The 20,989-nt window shown below is 45.5% G+C and carries 19 protein-coding genes; 7 read left to right on the top strand and 12 right to left on the bottom strand.

What is annotated here, in order from left to right:
* Positions 1-26: 26 nt before the first annotated feature.
* Positions 27-209, bottom strand: coding sequence for a hypothetical protein (locus ACM0OZ_RS09295; protein WP_414582510.1), 183 nt, complete (start codon positions 207-209; stop codon positions 27-29).
* Positions 210-261: 52 nt separating this feature from the next.
* On the opposite strand from ACM0OZ_RS09295, the gene ACM0OZ_RS09290 reads away from it, so the two are divergent.
* From ACM0OZ_RS09290 to ACM0OZ_RS09280, 3 genes are all read left to right on the top strand, one after another.
* Positions 262-558, top strand: a complete 297-nt coding sequence (locus ACM0OZ_RS09290; RefSeq protein ID WP_414582509.1) for a helix-turn-helix domain-containing protein — start codon at positions 262-264, stop codon at positions 556-558.
* A 196-nt stretch (positions 559-754) separates the two neighbouring features.
* On the top strand, positions 755-1,207 hold the full coding sequence (locus tag ACM0OZ_RS09285; RefSeq protein ID WP_414582508.1) for an RNA-guided endonuclease InsQ/TnpB family protein: 453 nt from the start codon (positions 755-757) through the stop codon (positions 1,205-1,207).
* Positions 1,177-1,407 (top strand): RNA-guided endonuclease InsQ/TnpB family protein, encoded by a 231-nt coding sequence (locus tag ACM0OZ_RS09280; protein ID WP_414582507.1) that lies wholly within the window; start codon positions 1,177-1,179, stop codon positions 1,405-1,407. Before ACM0OZ_RS09285 ends, ACM0OZ_RS09280 begins: the two co-directional genes overlap by 31 nt.
* A 619-nt stretch (positions 1,408-2,026) precedes the next feature.
* On the opposite strand, the gene lepB is transcribed toward ACM0OZ_RS09280, so the two are convergent.
* Entirely contained in the window at positions 2,027-2,671 is a 645-nt protein-coding gene (gene lepB, locus ACM0OZ_RS09275) for a signal peptidase I (RefSeq protein WP_414582506.1), read from the bottom strand.
* A gap of 255 nt (positions 2,672-2,926) precedes the next feature.
* Between lepB and ACM0OZ_RS09270 the strand changes: the two genes are divergently transcribed.
* Positions 2,927-4,249, top strand: a complete 1,323-nt coding sequence (locus tag ACM0OZ_RS09270) for a dihydroorotase (RefSeq protein ID WP_414582505.1) — start codon at positions 2,927-2,929, stop codon at positions 4,247-4,249.
* 1,042 nt (positions 4,250-5,291) lie between these two features.
* Here the strand turns inward: ACM0OZ_RS09270 and tsaE are convergent.
* The gene (gene tsaE, locus ACM0OZ_RS09265; protein WP_414582504.1) at positions 5,292-5,756 is read right to left on the bottom strand and encodes a tRNA (adenosine(37)-N6)-threonylcarbamoyltransferase complex ATPase subunit type 1 TsaE; all 465 of its coding nucleotides are present in this window, start codon (positions 5,754-5,756) and stop codon (positions 5,292-5,294) included.
* 33 nt (positions 5,757-5,789) lie between these two features.
* Positions 5,790-7,157, bottom strand: coding sequence for a gluconeogenesis factor YvcK family protein (locus ACM0OZ_RS09260; RefSeq protein WP_414582502.1), 1,368 nt, complete (start codon positions 7,155-7,157; stop codon positions 5,790-5,792).
* A 176-nt stretch (positions 7,158-7,333) separates the two neighbouring features.
* Between ACM0OZ_RS09260 and ruvC the strand changes: the two genes are divergently transcribed.
* Both ruvC and ilvD read left to right on the top strand, forming a co-directional pair.
* Entirely contained in the window at positions 7,334-7,825 is a 492-nt protein-coding gene (gene ruvC, locus ACM0OZ_RS09255; protein WP_414582501.1) for a crossover junction endodeoxyribonuclease RuvC, read from the top strand.
* A gap of 316 nt (positions 7,826-8,141) precedes the next feature.
* Positions 8,142-9,986: a dihydroxy-acid dehydratase gene (ilvD, locus tag ACM0OZ_RS09250; protein ID WP_414582500.1), complete on the top strand. Its 1,845-nt coding sequence runs from the start codon at positions 8,142-8,144 to the stop codon at positions 9,984-9,986.
* A gap of 298 nt (positions 9,987-10,284) precedes the next feature.
* Here the strand turns inward: ilvD and ACM0OZ_RS09245 are convergent, their stop codons facing one another.
* The 8 genes from ACM0OZ_RS09245 to ACM0OZ_RS09210 all read right to left on the bottom strand — a co-directional run bounded on the left by ACM0OZ_RS09245 (position 10,285) and on the right by ACM0OZ_RS09210 (position 19,150).
* Positions 10,285-11,286, bottom strand: a complete 1,002-nt coding sequence (locus ACM0OZ_RS09245) for a toll/interleukin-1 receptor domain-containing protein (RefSeq protein WP_414582499.1) — start codon at positions 11,284-11,286, stop codon at positions 10,285-10,287.
* 73 nt (positions 11,287-11,359) lie between these two features.
* Complete coding sequence (locus tag ACM0OZ_RS09240) at positions 11,360-12,490, bottom strand: CHAT domain-containing protein (RefSeq protein WP_414582498.1); 1,131 nt, start codon at positions 12,488-12,490, stop codon at positions 11,360-11,362.
* Between the two features lie 151 nt (positions 12,491-12,641).
* Complete coding sequence (gene rtcA, locus ACM0OZ_RS09235) at positions 12,642-13,688, bottom strand: RNA 3'-terminal phosphate cyclase (protein ID WP_414582497.1); 1,047 nt, start codon at positions 13,686-13,688, stop codon at positions 12,642-12,644.
* Between the two features lie 130 nt (positions 13,689-13,818).
* Positions 13,819-15,204 (bottom strand): FAD-binding oxidoreductase, encoded by a 1,386-nt coding sequence (locus ACM0OZ_RS09230; protein ID WP_414582496.1) that lies wholly within the window; start codon positions 15,202-15,204, stop codon positions 13,819-13,821.
* Positions 15,205-15,508: 304 nt separating this feature from the next.
* Positions 15,509-16,336, bottom strand: a complete 828-nt coding sequence (locus ACM0OZ_RS09225; protein ID WP_096563246.1) for an ABC transporter permease — start codon at positions 16,334-16,336, stop codon at positions 15,509-15,511.
* 7 nt (positions 16,337-16,343) lie between these two features.
* Positions 16,344-17,120, bottom strand: coding sequence for an ABC transporter ATP-binding protein (locus ACM0OZ_RS09220; RefSeq protein ID WP_414582495.1), 777 nt, complete (start codon positions 17,118-17,120; stop codon positions 16,344-16,346).
* A 464-nt stretch (positions 17,121-17,584) separates the two neighbouring features.
* Positions 17,585-18,649, bottom strand: coding sequence for an ABC transporter substrate-binding protein (locus tag ACM0OZ_RS09215; protein ID WP_414582494.1), 1,065 nt, complete (start codon positions 18,647-18,649; stop codon positions 17,585-17,587).
* A gap of 30 nt (positions 18,650-18,679) precedes the next feature.
* Positions 18,680-19,150 (bottom strand): tetratricopeptide repeat protein, encoded by a 471-nt coding sequence (locus tag ACM0OZ_RS09210; RefSeq protein WP_414582493.1) that lies wholly within the window; start codon positions 19,148-19,150, stop codon positions 18,680-18,682.
* Positions 19,151-19,567: 417 nt separating this feature from the next.
* On the opposite strand from ACM0OZ_RS09210, the gene ACM0OZ_RS09205 reads away from it, so the two are divergent.
* Complete coding sequence (locus ACM0OZ_RS09205; RefSeq protein WP_414582492.1) at positions 19,568-20,827, top strand: GTP cyclohydrolase II; 1,260 nt, start codon at positions 19,568-19,570, stop codon at positions 20,825-20,827.
* Positions 20,828-20,989: the final 162 nt, after the last annotated feature.

Here is a 20,989-nt window from a genome sequence, read left to right as displayed (position 1 = left end):
ATTTTCCTGACAAAACTACCCATACCTTACTGATTGTCCACGTCTTCCAGAAGCTTGTCCACATATTCCCTTAGCCGTTCTTGCCAGTCAGGGACGGCTTTAAGTTTCTCCCTCACTCCCACACGCACATTGAAACATATGGGACGCTTATCAAACGGCTCATTGTTCTGTGGTTTAAATCCTAACTTGTTACCTTTCTGAAATGGCATCACACAAACTTAAATTAATATGTTAATATATTAACATGTAGAGAGCATAACAATGTTATTAGGTTTTAAGACAGAACTAAAACTGAATAACGCGCAACGCACCCAACTGCTTAAGCATTGTGGTGTATCCCGTCATGCGTGGAACTGGGGACTAGCTTTAACCAAACAAATACTGGATCACAACAAAGCTAATCCCGAAGCCAAGATAAAGTTTCCTAGCGCTATTGACCTTCATAAATGGCTGGTAGCACTGGTAAAGAGCGAAAATTCTTGGTACTACGAATGTTCGCGCGTCGGCTCCACAGGAAGCACTAAGAGCATTGAGGATCTCTTGGGACAGATGCTTTAATAAGACATCTGGAGTCCCGCAGTTCAAAAAGAAAGGACGTAGAGACTCATTCACGCTTGAGGGAATAGTCAAAATCTTAGGTAGTAATAAAATTCAAGTACCTGTGATTGGTGTTCTCAAGACCTACGAACGACTGCCCTTCGGGTTCGCAGTCCCCTAGGTCGGGAAACCCTCCTGCAGGGCTGTCTCACCACAAGTGCTAATCAAGTCTTGTACAATATCTCGTCATGCATCGAGATGGTTTATTAGTTTCAGGTTTGATGTAGAACAACAGCATTTAGGTAATACAAGCGTTGTAGGCGTTGACCTTGGTGTTAAGAACTTGGCAACCAAGAGCACTGGTGAGGTAATAGCTGGAGCCAAGTCTTACAAAAAGTACGAAGCTAAGTTAAGCAGAATGCAGTGGTTGAACCGCCATAAAATCATCGGTTCAAACAACTGGAAAAAAGCGCTCCTTCAAATAGCTAAGCTTCACAGAAAAATAGCCAACATCCGGAAAGACACATTGCACAAGCTCACTACGCTGCTTGCCAAGAACCACGGCACAATAGTGATTGAAGACCTCAATGTATCAGGCATGATGGCTAATCATAAACTGGGCTTTGCGCAATTGCTGATATGTCTTTGTTTGAGTTCCGTCGTCAATTGACCTATAAATGCGAATTATATGGTTCAAAGCTCGTTGTCGTTGACCGATGGTTTCCAAGTTCCAAGACTTGTTCAAATTGTGGCACTAAAAAGGAAACACTCACCTTGAATGAGCGAGTGTTTGAATGCTCCGAGTGTGGTTTTGTTGTTGACCGCGATTTAAACGCAGCGATTAATTTGAAGCGAAGCGGTTCCTTTTAGGAACTAGAACGCGGTCAGTTAGACCGTATGAGCCTGTGGACTGGTCTTGTTGCCGACTTCTCCAGCAATGTTGCAGGAAGTAAACGAAACCCAACCTCTGTGACTAGTACCAGTCATCTTGTTGTATAGAAAAGTCTAGTTATGGGTAGCTTTGGGTAGGTTTTATGTAACGGAATTCTCACCTAAGAGTCAACAGTCCCCTTTACAATTTCTGAATTTAAGGGTATTGCGGAAGTCCCCACCCTCAAGGTACTCAAGCAGGTGGGGATGGCATGCTGTGCAAAGATGAAAACATTTCTGACCAATTCAATCCGTAGGATTGACAGGGAATGCGATGGTTGTTCGCGTAGCGTGTCCGGAGGACATAGAGTTGCCAATCTTGGCATTTGGTAGTGAGCCTATATAATCTTCGATTACCGCAGTCATCGTTTTATCTGTAAGTACTGCATACTCTCTAAGTATATTTAGCCTGCGGTCTGCTACTTCACGCACTAGCAAAAAAGCTGGTGATCTTGAGGCAACTAGGGGCGAAGAAGCGTCAAAAATCTACTCTTACTAGGCTGGATGTAGAAACCAGCCCACAGGCGAAGTAAGGGCTGGTAGTTCATAAAAATTTCATCTACCGATACAGTGGGGATTTATCTATTCCTCCAACTTGATTAAGAGGCCAAAAGCGAATGACAGCACGTCCGATAATGTTCTCGCGGGGAACAACACCCCAGCAGCGGCTATCATAGCTACTGTTACGGTTATCTCCTAATACTAAGTATGAGTTGGCTGGTATGGTGACAGGTTGCGATAGGAAAGGTGGTTGCTGACCTGATGTGCAAACATCGATAGCTGTACGCTGTCCAGTTGCTAAGTACTTTTCTGACAGGCCTTTGTTATCGATATAAACTTTGCCATTCCTCAGTTCTACCTTTTCTCCTGGTAAGGCAATCACACGCTTAATAAAAGCATCTTGATATTGTTCTTTTTGTAACTCTTGCGTCGGTGAAAATACTACAATATCGCCTCGCTGCGGGTTAGAAAATTTATAACTTAATTTATCGACAATAATCTTGTCCGCCTCCCATTGGTTTGGAGTACCGTGTAGGGTTGGTTCCATCGAACCAGAGGGAATCCAACGCGCTTCAGCAACAAAGGTGCGAATTCCTAGGGCTAGGACGATGCTTAATACAACCGTCCTACTGAGTTCTGCAAGCCAAGAAGAATTACTGGGTTGTGGGTGGCGAGAGTTGTTATCAGACACTTGATTTTGCATGAAAGAAATTACAAAAGTAATGGCAATAGAAGCAGGTGATTCACTTGCCCAAGCAGGGATGCTGTATTTTTATCTTAACTTTACAATCAAGCTGTTGAGGTTGTGTAGTCATCTTGACAGGGTTCTCGGTTAATTAAGAAGAATAAACTTTTTTGTGACAAACAACACAAAGGCTCCGCAAAGAGTTCAACTAAGTTTAACCTATAGGGATAATTATGTGTTAAGCTCAGTTCTTGTTTTAACGCAGTTGACCGCATGTCATCTCCTACGAGTTTGCTGATTCGTCGCGCTCGCATAATTCTACCCAATGGTGAATCACTCCTTGGGGATGTGCTAACGCGCGATCGCACGATAGTTCAAGTTGCACCAGAAATTTCCGCTGCAACGCCGATTACAGAAATTGACGCACAAGGGTTAACTTTGTTGCCAGGCGTAATTGATCCACAAGTCCACTTCCGGGAACCAGGACTGGAACACAAGGAAGATTTATTTACCGCTAGTTGCGCTTGTGCCAAAGGGGGAGTCACCTCATTTTTGGAAATGCCCAATACGCGCCCCACAACCACGACTCAACAAGCTCTTGATGATAAACTACAACGAGCTTCGCAAAAGTGCTTGGTGAATTATGGCTTTTTTATTGGGGCAACAGCAGAAAATTTGCCTGATTTAGTTATGGCAAAGCCAACTTGTGGGATCAAAATTTTCATGGGTTCAATGCATGGACAGTTGCTCGTTGACCAAGACGCTGCACTAGAAGCTATATTTTCTAAAGGCGAGCGTTTGATTGCCGTTCATGCTGAAGACCAAGCCAGAATTAATGAACGCCGCAAGGATTTCGCTGGAATTCATGATCCTGCAGTTCATTCCCAAATCCAAGATAATCAGGCAGCCCTACTGGCAACTCAGCAAGCATTAAGACTTTCTAAAAAATACCAACGTCGTTTGCATATTCTGCATATGTCAACAGCAGAAGAAGCAGACTTACTACGTCAGGATAAACCAGGTTGGGTGACAGCAGAGGTGACGCCTCAGCATTTACTTCTCAATACCAGTGCTTATGCGAAGATTGGCACTTTAGCGCAGATGAATCCACCATTGCGATCGCCCCACGATAACGAAGTCCTGTGGCAAGCTTTGCGTGATGGCGTGATTGACTTCATTGCCACAGATCACGCACCGCACACTTTGGAAGAAAAAGCTCAAGAGTACCCAAACACTCCTTCTGGGATGCCTGGTGTTGAAACTTCCCTACCTCTGATGTTAACAGCTGCAATGCAGGGAAAATGTACTGTTGCTCAAGTGACTCATTGGATGTCACAAGCCGTCGCTCAGGGATATGGTATCCCAAATAAGGGAGCGATCGCTCCTGGTTATGATGCCGATTTAGTGCTTGTCGATTTGAATACCTATCGCCCTGTGTTACGCGAGGAATTGTTGACTAAGTGTCGTTGGAGTCCTTTTGAAGGTTGGAACCTCACTGGATGGCCTGTGATCACTATAGTAGGCGGTCAGATTGTGTATGAAAAAGGAAAAGTACATACACACGTGCGGGGTCAAGCCTTAACTTTTACTCATTAAACAAGAGTGCAAAAGTCAATTTTATGAAAAAAAAACCACAGATGGACAGAGATGGACACTAGTTATTTATCTGCGTTTATCTGTGTGCATCTGCGGTTCTAAATATCAATTAATCATACTTTTGCAAGAAGTGTATTAGCTAAAACGAAAATTCATCCCACGTTTGTTGCCGTTGGGAGGCGTGGCAATACTGCTTGGATCAGCAGCTTTTTCTATTAATCAACAAACTTTGTAGAGACACGCTGTTTGAAGGGTCTCTACACACTGAAATTTCTACCGTTGACACTGTAAGCTTAAGCCGTGACAGAGTGGCTTTCATCACGCTCGCTAAAACCACAGGGTTTTCAGCCTACCTTCTTATAATCCAAAACCCGATTACTATCACTCACCACTCCCACTAATTACATTCTGATATCAAGTCCGGTTAATTACTTATAATTCCTGCTTTACCTCACCCGCCTCCCTTCCCCTCTCCGAACTTGCTACAGAGGGTTGGGGTGAGGTTCTTCGTTTTTTATAAGTGTTCATCCGGACATAATATGAGTTCTGAATTCTAAATTCTTTTTCTGAATTTGGCAAAGCGTTGCTTAGTGCGCCTTTCCAGCCACAAGTCTCAGCTTTTGAACGTATTGAGTAGAGGTTTCTTTACTGAATACGTTTTTATTTTATACAAACTTCATAATTGATCAAGTAAATCTACGTATGCATTTGCTTACATAGTTAAGGGAGCTAGCAAATATCAATGCTAGATATACCTACTGTAAAAAATTTTGCAAGTGAGGTTTGATAATTAAGATGACAATCTTAGCTAATCTAAATGATGAGCGTGGTAGCGGTAGATTTGGCGCTACCACGGCAAACACATTTGAGCAAAGCGAGAATGTGTCATAAAGACCGTGAAATTCTTGGCTGAATGCGCTGCTTTGAACGAGTCCACTTACCATGCTGTAGTTGCCTACACGATGCACCTAGGTGGTTCTCTGCTCAAGCTTTTGCTCTGTTACGCAAGCCTGTTCTCGTCCGCCCCACGGTAGGAAACAGATTAAACTCCCATCGAGGCTATTGCTTCGTTGATGGTGCAATTATGGAGCGTAATTTCCGCTTGACGAGTGCCTTCATCTCCATAAGTCAAGCGTACAGCAAAATAGCTATTTGGTTTGTAGGGCATACGTTCTGCCCATTCAATTGCCACAATTCCTGGTGTGACCTCAACACCTTCCCAGTAGGTTTCTAGGTTTAAGTCGGCGACTTGTTTTGGTTCCAAGCGATATAAATCTAGGTGGTAAAGGGGAAGGCGTCCTTCCATGTACTCGTTAATGAGAGTAAAAGTTGGGCTAACAATTGGATCGCTGATGCCTAAACCTTCCCCTATACCTTGCACCAAAGTTGTTTTGCCAGCACCTAAATCACCTTCGAGTAAAATAACATTGCCAGCATTCAGCGATTGACCGAGAGCAATTCCAAGCTTTCGCGTCGCCGCTGCATCTGCCAAAAAAATTTTTATCATCAGTCAATAGTTCTGGGCTGGTCCCGTATATCCTCACTTTCCATGATGAGCTCCACTATACCACCGCCACAACACCCGCGCCAGTCGTTGGGGGTTGTGACGCACGCAACCTGTTTCATCTTCATGCATCACATTAGCGAGAACAATCCGCCGCCCTAACTGACCTATAGCTTCTCGATCCAGGAAAACAGGATGCGATTGTTGCTGGGCGTAGCGGATAAGTGCGCGGGGACTAGGAGATTTTTTATGTACTAGTACAGCGTTAAATAGGGGTCTGCCGCAAGCAGCATCAATTGCCCGGATGTGGTCAGCAACGGTGTATCCTTGAGTTTCTCCAGGCTGTGTCATGATGTTACATACGTAGATACGGGGTGCGTCCGAGGCGGCGATCGCATCAGCAATTTCTGGTACGAGCAAATTGGGAATGACGCTGGTATAAAGACTGCCAGGACCCATGATGATGTAATCGGCTTCTTTAATTGCCTTAATGGCGGCTGGCAAGCCGGGAGGATTTTCCGGAATGCAGCCAATCTTGACAATAGTACCACCGGCTTCGGTAATTTTAGATTCTCCTTGTATACGGCGACCATCGGATAACTCAGCCCAGAGGCGCACATCGCTGAGAGTTGCTGGCAGAACTTGTCCCCGGATGGCTAGGACTTTGGAACTGGCGGCGACACCTCTTTCCAAATCGCCAGTAATATCACTCATCGCCGTCAAAAACAAATTGCCAAAACTATGACCTAGCAATCCCTCTCCAGCCTTAAAGCGGTACTGGAACAGTTCTGTCAATAACTTTTCTTCATCAGCCAGTGCAGCCAAACAATTGCGAATATCTCCAGGTGGTAGCACGCCAAATTCCTGGCGTAACCGCCCTGAAGAACCACCGTCGTCGGCTACAGTGACAATGGCAGTAATATTGGCGCTATAAACTTTCAAGCCTCTAAGCAATGTGGAAAGTCCCGTACCACCACCAATTGCGACAATTTTTGGTCCCCGGTGCAATCGGCGATGCGCCATGAGGACATCAATAAGTTCCTCATCGCCTTCTGATCGCAGTACCTGAGTAATTGAACTGACTGTCCGAGTTTGTCCCCATAAAAGCAACAGCAAGCCGCCCAGTATCACCAAAGGTCCGCTAATGTAGTACGGTACAATGTCGGTGATGAATTCCAGAATGCCCCTCAAAAACTTAATTGCCCAAAAAATTGGGGTTAGCCTAATCCAGATAGCAAATCCCAGACTTGCTAAAATTACACCTCCAATACTAATTAGCAACCATCGTTTCACCGATAGCCCAGGAGATAACCACTTGAACCACTGGTTAACTCGATGGGAAGTGCGACGACGTGACTGCTTTTGCAAGGCGTTGAGGGCTTGTCTGAGAAAACCAATTGACATACCTGATTTGGAGCAGTGCTACTAACAATGATTAACAGAAAATGTACACTACCTGGTTTAAACCCAAGAAGTGTGGAATTATTAGATTTTTCAATCTCATTAGACCAAAAGTGCATAGTCTAAGTTGCCAGTATGCCGAGTGATTACGCCTTTTGGTCAACAGAAACAACAAATCAATGGAACAGCGAATTTTAGGAATAGATCCAGGACTGGCAATTTTAGGATTTGGGGCGATCATATGCCAAAAAAATCAAAACAGTGTGCAACATGATTCAGTAAACCTACTAGATTTTGGTGTTGTCAATACGCCAGCTGGCACGGAAGTGGGACAGCGGCTATGTACGTTGTACGACGATTTGCACACCCTGATCAAAGAATTTCAACCTGAGTTGGTAGCAATTGAAAAACTCTTCTTCTATCGTATGTCAAATACTATCCTCGTGGCTCAAGCGCGGGGAATCGTCATGTTGGTATTGGCACAGCATAACTTACCGACTGTAGAATTTACCCCTGCCCAAATTAAACAAGCGTTAACGGGATATGGTAATGCTGACAAACAGGAAGTCCAGCAAGCAGTGGCGCGGGAGTTGAATTTGGATGCCATACCTAAGCCAGATGACGCCGCCGATGCTTTGGCAGTGGCGCTGACAGCGTGGTTTCAGATTTAGGTGTGTAAAACGAGAATTTGTAGCTCATCAAGACTTTGGATGCGATCGCTGTAAAGCGGGCGCTTTGCGCCATCGCCCAAACGGAGCCGCCCTTTGGGAGCATCGCCGCAGGCGGGTACTCCGTGCTCGAAGCGCTTTTCTCGTGCTAAGGTGCAACAAGAGCATCGATAATGAATAACGATGGCAGAATTAAGTCTTCAAATTCCCAATGAACTGGCTCAAGGTCTTTGGGGAACACAATAATTCTACCGGCTTTGACTGCTTATTTCCAATAAAGTCTAGACTATTAAGAACCCTTAGACGAATAGGATGCGTCATGCCGACCTATCGATCCAAAACCTCGACCCAAGGACGCAATATGGCCGGTGCCCGCGCGCTCTGGCGCGCCACCGGAATGCACACCGAAGACTTCGAGAAGCCAATCATTGCAGTCGCCAACTCCTTTACCCAATTCGTACCCGGTCACGTTCACTTGAAGGATCTGGGCCAATTGGTGTGCCGTGAAATTGAAGCCGCCGGTGGTGTCGCCAAGGAATTCAACACCATCGCCGTGGACGATGGCATCGCCATGGGTCATGACGGGATGCTCTACAGTCTGCCCTCGCGCGAGATCATCGCCGATTCAGTCGAGTACATGGTCAACGCCCATTGTGCCGACGCCCTGGTCTGCATTTCCAACTGTGACAAGATTACCCCCGGCATGTTGATGGCAGCCCTGCGTCTCAACATTCCCGCCGTATTCGTCTCTGGCGGACCAATGGAAGCTGGCAAGACGAAGCTCTCGGATCACAAACTGGACTTGGTGGACGCCATGGTGGCTGCCGCGAACGACACGATCAGCGACGAGGTTGTCGAAGAGTATGAGCGTTCCGCATGCCCGACCTGTGGCTCTTGCTCCGGCATGTTCACCGCCAACTCCATGAACTGTCTCACCGAGGCGATCGGTCTTTCCTTACCCGGCAACGGCACCGTGCTCGCAACCCATTTCGACCGGAAGGATCTGTTCCTCAACGCCGCGCGCACCATTGTCAGCATTACTCGCCGCTACTATGAGCAGGACGATGAATCGGTACTGCCCCGCTCTGTTGCCAGTTTCAAAGCGTTCGAGAATGCCATGATGCTGGACATCGCCATGGGCGGCTCCACCAACACTATTCTGCACTTGCTGGCCGCCGCCCATGAAGCCGATGTTGATTTCACCTTGAGCGACATCGATCGCCTCTCGCGCCAGGTTCCACAACTCTGCAAGGTAGCACCGAACACACCCAAGTATCATATCGAGGATGTCCACCGGGCTGGCGGCATCCCCAGCATTCTCGGCGAGCTCGATCGGGCCGGACTGCTCCACACGGACTTGCCGACGGTCCACAGTAAGACGCTGAAAGAAGCGCTCGATCACTGGGATATCGTGCGTACCGATGACGAAGCCGTCCACACCTTCTTCAAAGCTGGCCCTGCGGGTATTCCAACTCAGCAAGCGTTCAGCCAATCGACCCGGTGGCCCTCGCTGGATCTGGACCGAGAAAACGGGTGTATCCGCAGCATCGAAAACGCCTACAGCACCGAGGGCGGACTGGCTGTGCTATACGGCAACTTGGCTGAGCGTGGTTGTATTGTTAAGACGGCAGGCGTAGACGAAAGCATTCATGTGTTTGAAGGCAAGGCGCGCATTTATGAAAGTCAGGATGCCGCTGTCAAAGGAATTCTCAGCGATGAAGTGGAAGCGGGCGACGTGGTGATCATTCGCTATGAAGGTCCGCGCGGTGGACCTGGCATGCAGGAAATGCTCTATCCGACCAGTTACCTTAAATCCAAGGGTCTGGGCAAGGTTTGTGCATTATTGACCGACGGTCGCTTCTCAGGCGGTACTTCGGGACTCTCGATTGGTCATGCCTCTCCGGAGGCGGCGGCGGGCGGCAACATTGCTCTGGTCAAGGACGGCGATCGCATCCGGATCGACATCCCCAATCGCAGCATCAATGTGGAGCTATCGGCGGAGGAATTAGCCAACCGTCGTGTTGCCATGGAAGCAAAGGGCAAAGATGCCTGGAAGCCTGCACAGCCCCGGCAGCGTCGGGTGACAGCGGCGCTCAAGGCTTATGCACTGCTGGCGACTAGCGCGGATCAAGGCGCGGTACGAAACCTGGAAGTGCTCCAGTAGAGAAATACAAAAGACACAAAAACAGGGGTTCTGTCACAAAAACAGGTTAATGGTAAGGTGGGAAAGGCTATCCTTGCCTCCCCACCCTCCTAGCGTCTACTCCTTCTGTGTTTAAGTGGCTAGAACTTACGCATTGGCAGGAAGTTGACATTGTGAATTTAAGCCCACCTTTTGTTTAAGATGTTCGAGAATGAAGTCACGAGCGACTTGAATAGATAATTTTCTCGCTTTGAAATCAGTTGCAGTAGAGAATGTGTGTGTTTTGGGCTAGAAAAAGATAGGTCAACTATTCATATATTTACTTATCACAAATCTGATTACACTTACCAACTTGCGCCCAAACTTGCCTATGAGGTAAATCCGTACTCTCCCCTAAAAGTTCTACCTCAAACAGCTTTAACTTTTCTCCCGGCTGAAGCTTATCTAGCAGTCGTGATGACGGAGATTTTTTTTCTCTTAAATCCACCTTCTGTTTAATAGTGACTATTGTGTTTCTTGATGGAACAGTAGGGAGATCAATTATCTGAGGATCTGTGGTTTGAAGCAGTTTATCTCCAAAAATTAAACTATTCGAGGTATTATTAACTAGACCAATCTGTATCCAGCCAATTGGGGTTACGTATTGTATTGAGTTTGGAGTTGGGTTAGCTTCTGATAAAGGAGTCTCTAATAAATTATGTCGTTGAGAAATTAAGAGCATACTACCTACTAGCACAACACCTACACCTACTACCACAACACTTGCTACAACAACCTTCACAACAGGCACTATGGTTGCCCGACTCTCGCGATGAGAGGTTAATATCCCAGTAGAAGCAGAATTAGAAAGTTTCTCAACCACTACCCTAATACCTTCAGCAATATTTACAAATGCTTCATCGTGTGTTGCCCAAAACCTACGATTAGTTACAGGTTGACCATTGTCAGGGAGGTATTGTAGTTCACTGAACGGTGTATTCTGCCAGTTATCAATTGGGCGGAGTTTAATAGGTATAATATGGGCTTTTCCAGCCTTGCACCGTTCCATAGCCCGCTTTACGATTTTCCTGCCATGTTCCGAATCTACAAACTCTGGACTCACCAGCAAAATAATCAAATCGGCTCTATTTAAATATCGGTTATTTTCCTGCTTCCAGTCCCTTCCCGCCGCCGTTTGATATTTATACCAGTTTATCTTCACTCTAGGCTCTTGTTTCAAACTACTAAGATGTGGCTCCAGCTTGTCCCGCAGTTTTTGGTCTTTGTGGGAGTAGCAAAAAAAAATTTTGATAGGTCTGGTAAATATCGGCAAAAAAGACATAAATTACAGTTTCTTTTTACTGCATCACTAAGTAAGTTCGCACCTTTAATGAGAAAAACTTCAAAATCTGCACTCAAAGTGATTCGATGCCTAGTTTCTCGATTTGTTCTGCAAATTCTTCAGTAATAACAGAGAATGCTTCATCCTGGTTTTTCCAACCCCTACCAGTTACAAATTTACTATTCCTAGGTAAAGGCTGAAGGTCACCAAGTTGAAACTCCCCAAACTTTACACTCTGCCAGTTTGCAACTGGACTCAGAAGTACAGGAATCACCAAAGCTTCTCCGGATTTTTGTCTTTCCATTGCCCGCTTAATCTCTAAGTTGCGGTGGTAATCAGCAAGAAAATTCCGACTAATAAGTAGGAGAATTATCTGGGCTGAGTTTAGGTGTTTCTCAATTTCAACCTTCCTATTTTCACCTGCTGCAATTTTGCGCTCATGCCAAATTTTAATAACGTCTTGTCCCTCTAAACTACTTAGAGACGTTTCTAGTTGCATTCGCAATTTTTCATTTTCTCGAGCATAAAATAAGAACACTTCTATAGCTTTAGTAGGTAGCACAGGCATAGGTTTGTTTTTTACTAAAGGCAAGTTTTTGGGAAAAGTTGGAGCAACAGTTGTAATGCTGAAATTAAGCTTTTTTTTAATAGTTGGAGTCAGTTCCTCTGAAATACCTTCCAACTGAATGGCATTAACGCCAAATTTGTGCGCTACCTCTATGGTTCGCCCAGCCCCTAAAGCATCATAAAAACCAACAGCAAATTTAATCGCAGCCCTATCCCCAATTGCCTGCTTCATCCCAATTACATAATCAATGTGTTGGACAATTGCTTCAGCCTGCTTCTCTGAATAACAAGCATTGAGCAGTACACACTCCACCTCTGCAAATAACTCAAACAGTCCAGCAAGTGCCTCTGGCTTTACTGGCTTTGCTTGCCCAGTTATGTCCTCAAGTACCAATCCGCCGTTCGCTTCACCATGTCCGCAAAAATGGACGATTTGTGGCTCAAAGTCCAATATAGATCGGCGAAGATCATCTGGACGTACTGCCCACCTTGACTCTATAACAAATTGATTAGATTTTTTTGATCGCCGTAAACCTTCAGCAATTTCACGAACCTCCTCATCCAAACGGAGTTTTGTAGTATTTTTTGGATTCGCTGCTAGAACCAAGATTTTTTTTATGGGAGTATCACTGGTCATGCAATGGTTCAGTATAAATACATTTTTTTAGTAGTATAACTTTTGTCATCTAATGAAAGATACTGTAGGGAGCTATGTTAGAAAGCTTGCTGCCCTCAGTATATTTACAACTCAGGATTGAGGATAAGGTGAATAATCGTACCCCAATTAACTAGTTAACGTTTAACGGTTCCACCACTACCCTCTTCTCATCCTCATCCACCTTAACTCGTGCCAGCCCAAATTGCGAAATCACCCAAGCATTTGTCGTCAAGTGGGTACTCACCTCAGGTACTCGGTACTCACTCCTCGTTGATGCCAAAGCAGCTGGCAATAATAACTGATCCGCCAAATGTTCATCCACTGGTGCGCCTGTTTGATGAAACTTCAACAGTTCCTCGCAAGCCATATCTGCTACTTTTTCCGCTGCCAAACCAATGCGCCCTAACGCACCAAACCCAGCTAAGCTATTCTCGTACTTAGCAGTGAGAAACAAACCCGCCCCTGGTGCCACACCTTTTGCTCGCAATGGCTGCACAGATGGTTTCAATTGGGCTTCACGCAACACATTTTCAGCACGACTCGCCATCCTTTGGGGAATGTGAGAAGGTAATTCCGTGACGACTGCTAACCCCCGCACCTGTTGCAAGTCGCCGCGTTCCACCAAGTTGATCCCCCCAATGCTACCACCACTTATTAACAACTGCACTTCTCCACCACCTTGGGGATACCACCCCCAAGCCTTCAGTTCCACCTCAACTTGCACACCCATGCGTTGCACAGTTGGTAAATAAACTTCTTGAATGTAAGTCACCGAAGGGCTGTGGGTGACGTGAGTTCCGCCCTTAAGTGTTACCTGAGAGTCACCAGTAGCCAGTACCAAAGGTAAGAGAACAGTCTGCAACACTAAACCCACAGCACCAGCCGAACCGCCTTGGCGCGCTTCACTGACATCAAAGGTATAATTTCCCGCTTGTACAGCACTACCAGGAATAAACTCCAGCGTCGTCGAACCCAAAGCATCCCCTTGCACTTTGGCGTTGCAAATTGCTGCGGCGGCGCGAACCGCTGTCAAGTGTTGTGCTGCAAGCCCCGGCTTTGGGCGCCCGGCGCGGATGTTGCCGATCCGGATGGGATGACCAGTAATCGCAGCTAGACTTAGGGAGGTGCGGAGAATTTGCCCGCCGCCTTCACCGTAGGAACCGTCGATGTGAATCATGGACAATTTGAGATTTTGTCTTTTAAATTTTGGATTGTCCCGATGATTTTTGAATCAAACCACAGATGGACACAGATAAATCTTGATTGATGTTTATCTGTAGTTTTTTAATTGTGGCTGCAAAGGAGATTTACGCTTCGCTTCGCGTATCCGTAGGGGATATTTTAAATTCCAACACTTTGCTCTTACCAGGATTCATTAACCCATAGGGGTCAACCATTTCCTTAAACTTCAATTGCTCGGGATCAATCACTTTTCTCCCACCGTCTTCAATAATATATGTGTGGGGATTAGCAATAAACACACCGCGCTCTTCGTGATAGCGGATAATTTCATTGAGGCGTTCTTCTGTAGAGTAGCGCACAAGTTGCAAAGCTGCAGGAGCGATCGCACCGTTGACTCGAATAAATTCTAAATGCATCATCACCTCATCGCCAAAGTGATGATACAGATGCTCTACCAGTTGTAAATTTTTATCATCAGGCAATATACTTTGCAAGTAGGTGATGGAAGTATCTACAGTCCGGGCGTGTAAGGTGGTGTGGTTCCAGGTAAATTCCCCTAAGTGCGTCCCTTTTGCTGCATCAATAGCAGGTTTTTGATATGTAATTTTGCCACCATATTGCTGTACTAACCCAGACAATAATTCTAAACTTGGTTCGGCAAGCATCAGTAAAGCGGCGTGAGTTCCATCAGGAATATACTCTCGTAGAGGTGCAAAATACTGTGGAATTGGGGATGCAAAAATGCTAATTTCTTTCTTAATCATCCCATCAGCATTGGCTAAAGCTTGACCAAACTTTGCCGCCGCCATAAATTCTGGGAAGGTAACAATCACTTCTGCCCAAGGGTAAGCTGGTCCTAATGGGATTTCGACTTCAGTAATAATACCATTGATGCCCCAGGCATGGTTGACTTTTTGCACGTCGTCGCCGCGCAGTTCAATGACACGCGGTTCATCTTCCATTGTCACGACTTGTAAAGCTAGAAGATTGCCGCGATCGCCTAACAATCCATATTGTATCGACCCTATTCCGCCGCTACCACCTGCTACAAATCCGGCAATCGTCGCTGTGCGATAAGTTGAGGGTGCCATCCGCATTTCCCAACCGATTTCTCGTGCTTTTTTATCCAACGCTGCCAACTTTACCCCAGCTTCCACCCGCGCGACTCCCGGTTTCACCCAGGGTATTTCCTGCATCCGCGTCATATCTATAATGACGCCTCCATGTAAGGGTACGCATTGCCCGTAATTTCCCGTTCCTGCACCGCGCACTGTAACGGGTACTCTGTGTTTCACGCAAGCTGCTGCTACTTTTAACACTTCTTGTTGGTTCGCAGGACGCACAACTAGATCCCCGATTTTTCCTTCGAGTTTGGGTACGAGTACCGGGCTGAAGGTGTGGTAATCTTGGGATAATTTTGCGACTTGTGTAGGGTCGGTAATAATTTCAATGCCTTCTAAGGAAGCAGTGAGAGCATCTAAATCAAATGATTTTACAGGTGTTGTAGTCATAGTGAGAATTTTCTAAAAATGGAACCACAGATGGACACAGATAGACACAGATAACAGTCACTCGCTTCTCAAACATTCAAAATTATCAATTCAAAATTCAAACATTTTACCCACGGCTGTCTTCCGTGGGCTTGAAACAAGGACACCGTATTTCTTGCGCTTGCGCCAGAGCGAAATACATCTTTTTTTGAAGTGGGCTTGTATCCCACAACTAAAGTTTTTAAGCCGTTTTCCATTTTGAATTTTGAATGAGCGAATTTTGAATTGTTTTGTCATCTGTGTTCATCGGTGTTCATCTGTAATTTTAATTTTCATGTTTGACTGCACTTTCGTGCCATTTACTTAATATAAGGTCAGATAAGGCACTCAAGCTCACAAAAATCAGAACACCTAAGCCTGTTGTGAGAAATAATGCGGCAAACATACGGGGAATTTGTAAGTTGTAGCTGGAGATGAGGATGCGATAAGCAATTCCTGCTTTTGCCCCACCAGTACCAGCAACAAACTCCGCAACGACTGCACCAATTAATGCTAAACCACCACTGATTTTTAAGCCGCCCAGAAAATAAGGCATGGCACTGGGTAAGCGGAGATACAATAGTGTTTGCCACCGGGAGGCTTTGTACAGTTGAAACAAATCAAGCAAGTTGCGGTCAACGCTGTTGAGTCCTAGTGTGGTGTTAGAAATGATGGGAAACAGGGCAACTATCCAAGCACAAACGACTAGGGCGGCAAAGGTGTTATTTTTTAGCCAAAGGATGATCAGGGGCGCGATCGCCACAATTGGTGTTGTTTGTAAAATGACTGCGTAAGGAAATAAACTTTTTTCAATCCACTTGCTTTGGGCGAATAATATCGCAATCAGCAAACCAGAAATAGCAGCAGCAATAAAAGCAAAAATAGTAATTTGTAGTGTAATTAATAACGAGGGAAAAAGCTCATTCCAATCAGTAATTAGGGTTTGAAATACTAATATGGGATCGGGGAGTATATAGGGAGGCAAATTTGTTATCCGTACAAAGATATCCCACAGAACCAGTGCCAAAAAGCCGACTGCCACAGGTGCCAAGACATCAGCAGAAATAAATTTTGCAAGTATCTTTTGTGTTTGAAGGCGACGGATGAACAGCATAAGCAATTCAAAACTGCAAAATTGAATTTTTGGGATTGCCCATTGCTGCCGCTAGATGTTTAGCAACCTTGTGGCAATATTCGTTGTATGCTGAGGACATACGAAACGCCTCACTACGCGGGTGTGGTGCATCAATTATGACATCTGCTACTATACGTCCGGGGGTTGTCCCCATGACAAGCACCCGATTTGATAAATACACTGCTTCGTAAATATTATGTGTCACGAAAACGACTGTCCAGTGGTGTAGATACCACAAATCTAGTAAGTCACGGTTGAGTTTGCTGCGCGTAATTTCATCCAATGCCCCAAACGGTTCATCCATCAACAGGATATTCGGCTGAGTGACTAATGCCCTAGCAATTGATACCCGCATTTTCATCCCACCCGATAACTCGCGGGGATAACTTTTTTCAAAGCCTTCTAACCCTACCAGTGCAAGCGTTTGCTGCACCAAGGGAATTGCATCTTTTCTGGGCATTCCCGTTAATTTCAAGGGTAAGCGGACATTTTCCCTAACATTCGCCCAAGGCATAAGTGCGGCGTCTTGAAAGACAAAGGCAAGTTTCCGTGCTTGCTGAGTGATACCGCAGTCAATACTGCCAGAAGTCACACGCCCAAGTCCAGCAATCAGGCGCAACACGGTACTTTTACCACACCCAGAAGGACCAACTAAGCTGACAAACTGTGACTTGTGGATCACAACATTTAGGTCTTGCAAGGCAACAGTGCCATTGGCATAGACTTTGCTAACGTTAGTGAGAGTAATAATAGGGTTGGTCATTAATCAACTTTCACTACGGCGTACATATCTCGGTTCAATAACTATTGCAACTGAATTGCGAATCTGACTTTTCACGGTATGTGGATTCATCGCATTTTGAGGGTTTCCCAAGCCCTGATTTTTTCGTCCTTAAGAAGAACACAGAACCGCAGCTAGGTAATCAGAATATCCCCACGGATGGAATCCTCTTGATTTGAACGCGGAAGACTTTCTTTTTTTCCACGAATCAATTCGGGGGCTTGGAACCAGTTCTCACCGAAGCTGAACTCTTAATTCAGCAAGGAGAAAATGCGTTTAACATTGTGACGAATGATTCTGAGTTCTGAGTTCTTTCTTGGTCATTTTCCTTAATCCACGACTATTAAGAATCAGCCTGTGGAAACCACGTTGTTTCGTAGTTTGAGGACTTCCCGTGAAAAGTCAGGTGTCTCACCCGTGCTAAAAGCGCAACTACGAACTAGACATTAAGACTTGTACGCCTGCACTCCCCTATTGACAAATTTCAAAGTGAATGCTTGCTTGTATTTTGTATTAGGTTGGAAAAGTTTCGCTTTAACCATGTCCTGAAACATTGTATCCCAACGCTCCTCGGTCATTGCCCCGATCCCTTGTTTTTCTGCTGCCCCAGAAACAAGTAAACCATATTCTTTAAGCTTTTGAAGACTATATGCAAGCTGCTCGTCTGTCATTTCTGGGTTATCTTTTTTAATAAGTTCATTACCAGGAGTTGGGTTGTCCAAGTAGCTGTACCATCCCTTAATTGAAGCATCGACAAACCGCTGCACTAAATCTGGATTGTTCTCGACAAGTTCTTTTTTTGTCTCAATTGTGGTTGCGTAAGGTGGATAACCAAAATCTGCTAATAAAAACACTAGAGGCTTAAATCCACCCTGCTTTTCAATGGCGAAAGGTTCTGAGGTAACATAACCCTGCTGGGCAGAGTTTTTGTCAGTCAGAAAAGGTCCGGGATTGAAGTTATAGGGGCGCTTTTGTTCGTCGGTAAAACCGTACTTCGCTTTAAGAAAGGGCCAAAAGGTGACATTGGCAGCAGCAGAAAGATAAATTGGCTTACTTTTAAGGTCGGCAAGAGTTTTCACTCCTGTGTTAGGGTGAGCAATGAGACACTGGGGATCTTTTTGAAAGATTGCCGCTACAGTCATTTTAGGGATTCCTTGAGCTATGGCATTGACTGCATCAATCCCATAGCCCATAAAGAAATCTACCGCACCACCCATCAACAACTGCGTTCCACTGGGAACTTGGGGACCACCCATTTTTATGCGAAGATCCAAGCCGTGGTCTTTATAAATACCAGTCGCGATCGCCTGATAAAATCCCCCGTGTTCTGCTTGCGCTACCCAGTTGGTACCAAATGTGACTTTATCCAAGCCAGAGTTGTTAGACTGTGGTTGGTCGTTATTGGCACAAGCAGCAATGATGCTACTACCAATTAACACTGAACCAGACTGGATAAATCGGCGACGACTCAGGGTATGAATTGCTGTTGATGAGCGTGGTGACGGATTCATATTAAAATTTTGCTTTCTTTGCTCCTAGTGCTAGTTCAATCGGAAAGTGCATTCCAAAATCAATTTTTGATTGACTTGGGAATAAGGTTGAATCTCCAAAGCACGGTGAAATGCTCTGATAGCTTCAACGTACTCTCCCATCGCGACATAACACAAGCCTAGACCGTGAAGTGCGCCGAAATGTACTGGATTGATTTGGATGACCATTCGACAGTCTCTCAGAGACTTTGAATACTCTCCAGTGGTATAATAAAGAAAAGCTCGGCGATTCCAAGCTTCAGCAAAATCTGGTTGGTCGTTAATAAGTTCTGTCAGCAAAGCTTCGGCTTGAGCTATTTCTCCAGAATCCATTAACTTTTGACTGCGTTCAATCATGGACAGTCCATGAACTCCCTTTTGTTGAAACCAGATACGCCAGATTTTCCTGGTCGCTTGGTCGCGGACTGTTTGCTCGGGATTTTTCAAGTCTTCAAGTAAGGAATCGATAAATAAAGAATCCATGAATTCAAGGTCGGTGATAGTTACTTTGGATCAAATTTCGCACATTATTATCTAAATGATCTAATTAATTACTAAAAAATTCTGATTCCTGAGTACCAAGAACCCAATACGTGCAACACAGAAATGCCGGAGGAGGTTTCCCCGGATGGCAACTGGCGTTGCTGAGTCAAATTTTAGAAATTCAAAAAATGCGACAGCACTCATTGCTTAGAACTGGGGACAATGAAATTAAAAATTAGCAATTAATTTACTATCTTCTGTAGTCTGTAATACGATCGCTCTATGATTCGATATTTAGAGTCATTAGTGATGGGTCATTAGTATGCCATACTTTTACAAGTCACAACTATGCTGGTAGTTGTAGAGAAATCGCTAATGACTAAGAATTGATAAAAAGTAAGAGAAAAAGAAACGACTATGCCAAAGCAAAAAAGCGTTTCCAGGCATATTGTTCTCACTTCGCATCCCAGTCGCTTTGGTCCTAAACCGATTCCCATCCAATGGGGAGCAGCTGATCCAATGCAACGCGGTCCAGTGATTGCCACGCTGGTAAAGCAAGCACACCGCAATGTGATTGGCACCCACTCTGGTGGTTATGCGATTTACAGGGCATTAGCGGTGGCTAGCGGAGCACTTCAGTCAGATCACAGGGCAGATCTTACCAACACATCTCCAGTAGAATACATTGGACCACACCCAAGCTGGTACGAGCCAGATAAAATTGTCTCGCTTGACCCGTTTGGGGCGATGGTTGGTGAGGTGTTTGCATCATACTGTGCACAGGGATATGACATTCGTCCTACGATCGCCATCACAAACGCGCACATCAACTTACCCGAATTACAAGAAGCGGTGGCAAAAGGACGCTTGCAGGTTGATGGTAAGATTATGAAACCTGGTGGCGATTTAGTGGTCACTAAAGCCGCAATTGAACCAGTTTGGTACTTACCAGGAATTGCCAAACGGTTCCAAATCACCGAAGGGGAGTTACGCCGCGCTTTATTTGAACAAACTGGGGGAATGTTCCCAGATTTAGTGACGCGATCTGATTTGGAAGTATTTTTGCCGCCAATCGGAGGTGTGACTGTGTATATCATTGGAGATATAGCAGCCCTGACTGACCCGGATAAACCCTTAGCAGTACGCGTACATGATGAATGTAACGGGTCTGATGTGTTTGGCTCAGATATTTGCACCTGTCGCCCCTACTTAGTACATGGTATAGAAGTTTGCGTCCAAACGGCACAAGAAGGTGGTGCAGGTGTCATTGTCTACTGCCGTAAGGAAGGGCGTGCTTTGGGAGAGGTAACGAAATTCCTGGTTTACAATGCCCGCAAGCGTCAAGAGGGTGGCGATCGCGCTGATTCCTACTTTGCCCGCACTGAGTGTGTGGCGGGGGTGGAAGATATGCGGTTCCAAGAACTGATGCCGGATGTGTTGCACTGGTTGGGCATTACCCGTATCGACCGTATGGTATCAATGAGTAATATGAAGTACAACGCTATTACTCAGTCGGGAATTGAGATTGTCGAACGAATACCAATTCCAGAAGAGTTGATTCCCCAAGATGCCCGGGTGGAGATAGAGGCGAAGAAAGCAGCAGGTTATTACACCACAGGAGAGGTGTTGGATGCTGACAGTTTAGCTGCGGTCAAGGGACGTTCTTTAGTAGATTGAGTTTAAGGCGATAAGGGGGACAAGGCAGACAAGGCAGACAAGGCAGACAAGGGAGAATTCCTCAAAAAAACTCTCCCCGTCGCTGCGTCTGCCATTCTCCACGTCATCTCCCTCATCTTCCTCATCCTCCTCATCTCCCCTCGGGGTGTATCGATATAGCAG

The organism is Scytonema sp. PCC 10023 (genome assembly GCF_963920835.1).
Lineage (GTDB): Bacteria > Cyanobacteriota > Cyanobacteriia > Cyanobacteriales > Nostocaceae > Kalymmatonema.
Note: the sequence above shows the minus strand (reverse complement) of the source record. Positions and strands in the feature narration are given on the sequence as shown.

What these genes read in the sequence shown, in the direction of transcription:
- ACM0OZ_RS09295 (WP_414582510.1), bottom strand. Translation starts at nt 209, where the DNA reads ATGCCATTTCAGAAAGGTAACAAGTTAGGATTTAAACCACAGAACAAT.
- ACM0OZ_RS09290 (WP_414582509.1), top strand. Translation starts at nt 262, where the DNA reads ATGTTATTAGGTTTTAAGACAGAACTAAAACTGAATAACGCGCAACGC.
- ACM0OZ_RS09280 (WP_414582507.1), top strand. Translation starts at nt 1,177, where the DNA reads ATGTCTTTGTTTGAGTTCCGTCGTCAATTGACCTATAAATGCGAATTA.
- lepB (WP_414582506.1), bottom strand. Translation starts at nt 2,671, where the DNA reads ATGCAAAATCAAGTGTCTGATAACAACTCTCGCCACCCACAACCCAGT.
- ACM0OZ_RS09270 (WP_414582505.1), top strand. Translation starts at nt 2,927, where the DNA reads ATGTCATCTCCTACGAGTTTGCTGATTCGTCGCGCTCGCATAATTCTA.
- tsaE (WP_414582504.1), bottom strand. Translation starts at nt 5,756, where the DNA reads ATGATAAAAATTTTTTTGGCAGATGCAGCGGCGACGCGAAAGCTTGGA.
- ACM0OZ_RS09260 (WP_414582502.1), bottom strand. Translation starts at nt 7,157, where the DNA reads ATGTCAATTGGTTTTCTCAGACAAGCCCTCAACGCCTTGCAAAAGCAG.
- ruvC (WP_414582501.1), top strand. Translation starts at nt 7,334, where the DNA reads ATGGAACAGCGAATTTTAGGAATAGATCCAGGACTGGCAATTTTAGGA.
- ilvD (WP_414582500.1), top strand. Translation starts at nt 8,142, where the DNA reads ATGCCGACCTATCGATCCAAAACCTCGACCCAAGGACGCAATATGGCC.
- ACM0OZ_RS09245 (WP_414582499.1), bottom strand. Translation starts at nt 11,286, where the DNA reads ATGTCTTTTTTGCCGATATTTACCAGACCTATCAAAATTTTTTTTTGC.
- ACM0OZ_RS09240 (WP_414582498.1), bottom strand. Translation starts at nt 12,490, where the DNA reads ATGACCAGTGATACTCCCATAAAAAAAATCTTGGTTCTAGCAGCGAAT.
- rtcA (WP_414582497.1), bottom strand. Translation starts at nt 13,688, where the DNA reads ATGATTCACATCGACGGTTCCTACGGTGAAGGCGGCGGGCAAATTCTC.
- ACM0OZ_RS09230 (WP_414582496.1), bottom strand. Translation starts at nt 15,204, where the DNA reads ATGACTACAACACCTGTAAAATCATTTGATTTAGATGCTCTCACTGCT.
- ACM0OZ_RS09225 (WP_096563246.1), bottom strand. Translation starts at nt 16,336, where the DNA reads ATGCTGTTCATCCGTCGCCTTCAAACACAAAAGATACTTGCAAAATTT.
- ACM0OZ_RS09220 (WP_414582495.1), bottom strand. Translation starts at nt 17,120, where the DNA reads ATGACCAACCCTATTATTACTCTCACTAACGTTAGCAAAGTCTATGCC.
- ACM0OZ_RS09215 (WP_414582494.1), bottom strand. Translation starts at nt 18,649, where the DNA reads ATGAATCCGTCACCACGCTCATCAACAGCAATTCATACCCTGAGTCGT.
- ACM0OZ_RS09210 (WP_414582493.1), bottom strand. Translation starts at nt 19,150, where the DNA reads ATGGATTCTTTATTTATCGATTCCTTACTTGAAGACTTGAAAAATCCC.
- ACM0OZ_RS09205 (WP_414582492.1), top strand. Translation starts at nt 19,568, where the DNA reads ATGCCAAAGCAAAAAAGCGTTTCCAGGCATATTGTTCTCACTTCGCAT.